Genomic DNA, 5,160 nt, shown 5'->3' on the forward strand with positions numbered 1-5,160 from the left:
GGCGGCAGTCACTATCCTGCCGACTGCTGCCGAGCAGCAATCTCGCTGTAAGTCTCCTCTTGAGGGAGGCCCTGCAGGTCGCCTTTCCAATGATTCTCAACAGGGTGAAGGTGATTGCCGGCCCGGGGGAAATTTCCTCCAGCAACAGGTTGAGAGCCTGCAGACCAGGCTCTCCGAAGGCGCAAAGACGCTCCATGGCCCGGATGGCAAGGAGGTAATCACCGTGGATGGCTGCAGCCACCTCCTCTATGTGGTGCTGTTCTGCTGGCAGTTCCATAATTACCGCAGCCAGCCCTGCCCTTACCTCTCTGTGCTCGCTCTGGCGAAACCTCATCCTGAGAAAAGCGGCAGCCTCTCCCCCTGATATCGCCTGGCAGGGCGGGGCATACATTTCGTCCAGGATGCTGTAAAGCTCACTGGCAAGGCCTGTCCTTTTCAATCGCCTCATAGCCTCGCAAAGATCTCCCAGGATCTTCACTTTGCTCGCCGGAGCATGCGCTTTGAAAAACTCTTCTTTCACTGCCAGGCTGGGAAGCAGCAGGTTTTTCCAGCTGCGATAATTGCTGCGGTCGACCGCCGTTGCCAGCTTCCTCGCCAGGGAGTCTTTCCTGCTGCCGCTCAGGTTGTGACAGTCGTAGATCAGCTGAATCAGGTGTCTGTAATTCATTTTCTCTTCTTCAGTTCAGGCTCGCTGAGCTCCTTGCTCCGCGGCGAGGCAAGACGAAAACCTGCCTGCAAAGCCATTTTTTCCACCCTTTGCAAATCGGCAAAGAGCGCTGCCAGAGCCGGCCTGTTTCTCAGCTGTCGCACCAGTTCCAGGGCTGAGGGCTCCGTGCCCTTGTGCATCGCTTCAATCTTCAGCTCCTTTACCAGACGTTCTATGTCGCTTCCCACCATGCCGCGCGAAATAGTGGAGACAGCCCTGTCGCCGGGAAGATTGATGCCGTATTTGCCGGCAAAGAACTCGAAAAGCTCCCGGCGCTGTGTTGCGTCCGGCAGGTTCACGTAAAAAACGTCATCGAATCGCCGCAACAGAGCAGCATCTATGTCGAGGCTGTTCGTAGTGCCGACAGTGTAGATGTGCCCGGTTTCTGGCGACTCCAGGAAGTTGAGCAGCATGGCCACGATTCGTTTTGTCACTTCATGGGAATCAGCGCCAACCGCGCCGAACAGCCTGGAAAGTTCATCTATATGGAAGAGTACGGGACCGCCAAAATCAATGAGCATGCGCAGGATCGTCTCGAGATTTCTCTCGCTGGCGCCGACGAATTTGCTGAGAAAAGTCATTCGCAGGTTGCAGTAAGGGATCTGCCAGTTGTGAGCCAGTGCCTGGGCGAAGAGCGTCTTTCCTGTGCCTGGAGGACCCAGCAGACATATGCCGTGCAGCCTGAGCGGGCTCTCTTTTTTCAGGAAGATTTGTCTTCGCTTCATGCAATAAGACTTGAGATGGGAAAAGCCAATGACCTGCTCCATAGATGGCAGCTCCAGGGGCGAGCTGATAGAAATTCCAGGTATGCTTGCCTTGATCTTGCTGAGCTTCATCTTGTTGATGCGTGCTGGATCGAATTTTTCCTCTTCTGCATACGCCAGATTGAAGAGGTCCTCGGCCAGCGCCATTGATGGACAGCCGAAAAGACTGTCGGCAACCTGCTCTTCTATCTCCTGGAGGTCAAGTGATGTCTCTCCATCCTGAACGATCGCCTCGAGGCCTGAGCGCACCATCTTGCCCAGACTGCGCCTGCAGGGGCTGGGGTAGGGAATGTGGTGCAGATTGAGCCTGGCAAGAGGATCATAGCGAGGAAAGTCCCTGAAACCTATGAAGGTGAGCGTATAGCCGAAACTGTTGCGAGTCAATATTTCCGCCAGCTTCAAGCTTACCAGCTCTTCATTGAGGTGGCTGTCCACCCCATCCAGAAGTACAAGCAATCTCTGGCTAGACCCTGCAAGCTCTTGTCCAAGCCGCTGCAGTAAAGTCAACAAATCAATCTTTTCCTTTTTCGAAAATTCAACGTTCCCGCCTTTCGGGTCGTCCTTTGCAGAACATATCCGCCAGAGTCCATGATAGGGATCATAGGCAATGATCTCCTGGAATGTGTCCCTGAAGCGCCAACATAGATCATACTTCAGTCGCTGACTGCTCACACCCTGCGGCAGGCTGATATAGATTCCTTTGATAAAGGCGTCGAAATGGTCAGCCAGGGAATTGTAGAACCTGTAAAAGACATCCCGTGCCATGGGCGGCTCACCTCCATAGGCTGCCTGAGGACCAGCATGCGCAAGGAGTTGCTCTGCTGCCATTCCCTGTGGGCCTCGCTGAGACCCCCGGGCAGGCGTTGCTGAGTACAGGTTAAGAAAATTGCAACAGAAAAGTCAAGAAAAAAATTTCATATATGAAAGTTTGTTAAAATCACTTGCAAAAAAGAAAGGAAATGTGCTACTTGAATCTCATGGTACGCTCGACAGATGTCAGATGGCGGAGAGAACTTGGCGGCAGGATCAAGAACCTTGTGGTGATCAAGGGCTGGACCCAGAGCGAGCTGGCCAGGAAAAGCGGCATAACCGAGGGTAATCTTTCCAAGATCATCAACGGCGAGATTGCCACTTCTGCTGAGGTCATCTATCGTATCGCCGAAGCCCTTGGCACCACCAGCTCCCAGCTCATGGGGGAAAGAAAGCCCATTGTGCTGAAGAAGGACTACATCCCGGCCGATATGGACCAGGACCTGCTGGAGCTTGCCAGAGAACGGCACAAGCAAGGCAACCCCATTCCTGAAGAAATCCTGCTCGACCTGGCCAGGATGAGATTCCGGGGGAAAAAACCCGGAAAGAGCTACTACGCCTACCAGGCAGACAGAAGAATAAAAAAGAGGCAGCAGACATAAATGGACCAGAGCCAGCGTCTCTATTATCCACCCGGAAAGGCCAGGACATGGCACCACCCTTCTGTGCGCGGTCTGCAGGAGACCCATGGAGTCCTGCTGCCTCCGGAGGAAATCATCCGAAGGCGTGCAGCTGAACTCGTTGCATATGGCAGGCAGTTCTCCTGGGGCGGCCCACCCTATGACCCGAGGGTTCTGGCTTCTATTCTGGGAATCAGGGTGAGGAAGCAGAATCTTGCCGCCGGAACTGACGGCGTACTGCGAGTCGACCACAGGGGTCAGCTGGAGATCCTCATTAATCGAAGACTATGGAAGACCAGAGAGAACTTCACCATCTGTCACGAGATTGCCCACACACTGTTCCCCGATTGCTTCGAGATTGTCCGGCTGCGGCAACGACAAGACAGGGTGGAGCCCTACCACTGGGAACTGGAGTCCCTCTGCAATCTGGCAGCAGCAGAGCTGCTGATGCCCATGGACTGCTTTGCCCGCGATGTGGTGTACTACGGGTACTCTCTGGAGACTGCTGCTGCACTGCAGCGGCAGTATGGGGCCTCGTTTGAAGCAGTAGTGCGCCGTCTGATCGCTACTGAACTGGAGATCTGCTGCGCTGTTTTCCTGCGATACATGGCCAAGCCCAGTGAAGAGAAGCCCGGCCCTGGCCGAAGCAACAACCATTCTCAGAAAAAGTTGCGAGTGGCCTACGCTGTGCCCTCTATGGATTTCCACTACTTTATGCCGCGGTTCAAATCAGCGCCATCTCATTCATGCGTCAACCGATGTGTCCGTCGCAAAGAGGTTTTCTGCGCCACCGAGGACTGGAAGCTCAGAGCCGCTCCCCCTTTCCGGATCGAGGCCCGGGCCTGTGAGGCCTCGAATGGCGCAGGCCATAATCATCACAAGGTGGCGGCACTTTTTTTCCCGCAAACGTCTTCACTTCAGAAAACCCCCGGCAAATAAGCGTCATCAAGGCTGCCCAGTGCTCCACGGACCGGCGGACCTGCAAAGAAACGAAGCCCAGCTCTATTCCTGGTTCATCAATAGTGAGGCTGAGGGGAGCATGGCCAGATCTCTCTTGCGACAGAGAAGCGGGCCTGGCTGATCTGCTGTGGATCACGCAAACTCCGCCTGCAGGTTGAGGCACTGGCAGCAGCCTGCCCTGGGCCGGGCAGGAGCAAGGCAGCTGCCACCACCATGCCCATCAGCAGTCACTATTATTAACCTATTGACTTTACACCTATTATTGATATAAGAAATATGGTCGCTTCTGCCCGAACAGCAGCTATCGTAGAGCGCAAAGCTTCTTTTTCCTTACAATTTTCGCATTTTTTTCTTGAACTATGCAAGATTATTCTGTATTTAGTAATAAGGCCACAAGGCAGGGCTCTTGCGGTATATTTAGCAGGGGGGACAGATGACCTTGACTAAAGCTCACATCGTCGAAGATCTTTTTGCCAAGAACATTTTTACCAAGAGCGAGTCTGCGGAAATTGTCGAAACCCTCTTCGAAATCATCAAGCAAACCCTCGAACAGGGAGAGGATGTTCTCATCAGCGGCTTCGGCAAGTTCAGTGTGAAGGAAAAGAATCAGAGGAGAGGGCGCAATCCGCAAACCGGCGAACCCATCATGCTCTCACCGCGGAAAGTGGTAACCTTCAAGTGTTCGGGAGTGTTGCGATCCAGGATAAACAACCGCTGACCACCGCTGTGCCCGTTCCAGTCCGATTCTAGAATCGGCAGCTATCTCTTGCACGCCAGCTATATATCTTTTGGCAAAACGCTGCACTCCGGTGTACAACTGCGTCTCGTATTAATGATCTCGCAGGATCCACCAGCAAAGGCCGCTGTATAGCAGTCCGCAGGCTGGGGCGCCTTTATACCAGCTCAGCCCGCCCTCTCACGGGCCTGCAAGCGCGCCTGGTGGAGCTGGATGATCTTGGCTGCCACCTCCTCGATGGCCTTGCCGGATACATCAATCACCGGCCATTGCGGATGCTTTCTGTAAAAGGCCCGGCACCAGTCAATCTCACGAAGGATCTTCGCCCTGTCAGCGTACTTGGCATCTTCGGGCAAGCCCAGGTAGCGAAGCCGCTCCTGTCGGACCCGCACCAGGGCGTCAGGCTCCACAATGAGCCCATAAATCTTCACCTGGTCTATGGTGAAGATCTCTCTGGGCGGCATGATGTCAGGAAAAAGCGGTACATTGGCCACTTTCCAGCCCATCTGTGCCAGATAGGAAGAAAGAGGCGTCTTGCTGGTGCGGGAAAGCCCGATGAGTACC

Annotated in this window: 6 protein-coding genes; 3 read left to right on the plus strand and 3 right to left on the minus strand. The window is 54.2% G+C overall.

What is annotated here, in order from left to right:
* Nucleotides 1–667: hypothetical protein (locus tag JRI89_16805; protein ID MBW2072892.1), on the minus strand; the 667-nt coding region annotated here is incomplete at its 3' end.
* The gene (locus JRI89_16810; protein MBW2072893.1) at nucleotides 664–2,235 is read right to left on the minus strand and encodes an ATP-binding protein; all 1,572 of its coding nucleotides are present in this window, start codon (nucleotides 2,233–2,235) and stop codon (nucleotides 664–666) included. The genes JRI89_16810 and JRI89_16805, both read right to left, overlap by 4 nt.
* A 203-nt stretch (nucleotides 2,236–2,438) precedes the next feature.
* Between JRI89_16810 and JRI89_16815 the strand changes: the two genes are divergently transcribed.
* The 3 genes from JRI89_16815 to JRI89_16825 all read left to right on the plus strand — a co-directional run bounded on the left by JRI89_16815 (nucleotide 2,439) and on the right by JRI89_16825 (nucleotide 4,578).
* Nucleotides 2,439–2,882, plus strand: a complete 444-nt coding sequence (locus JRI89_16815) for a helix-turn-helix transcriptional regulator (protein ID MBW2072894.1) — start codon at nucleotides 2,439–2,441, stop codon at nucleotides 2,880–2,882.
* A complete protein-coding gene (locus JRI89_16820) occupies nucleotides 2,883–3,839 on the plus strand; it encodes an ImmA/IrrE family metallo-endopeptidase (GenBank protein MBW2072895.1) in 957 nt (318 codons plus the stop codon).
* 454 nt (nucleotides 3,840–4,293) lie between these two features.
* Nucleotides 4,294–4,578, plus strand: a complete 285-nt coding sequence (locus JRI89_16825) for an integration host factor subunit alpha (GenBank protein MBW2072896.1) — start codon at nucleotides 4,294–4,296, stop codon at nucleotides 4,576–4,578.
* Nucleotides 4,579–4,763: 185 nt separating this feature from the next.
* Here JRI89_16825 and JRI89_16830 read toward each other — a convergent pair.
* Nucleotides 4,764–5,160 (minus strand): kinase/pyrophosphorylase (locus tag JRI89_16830; GenBank protein ID MBW2072897.1); only part of this gene is annotated, 397 nt, incomplete at its 5' end.

It is taken from the genome of Deltaproteobacteria bacterium, from assembly GCA_019309045.1.
Taxonomy (GTDB): Bacteria; Desulfobacterota; Syntrophobacteria; order BM002; family BM002; genus JAFDGZ01.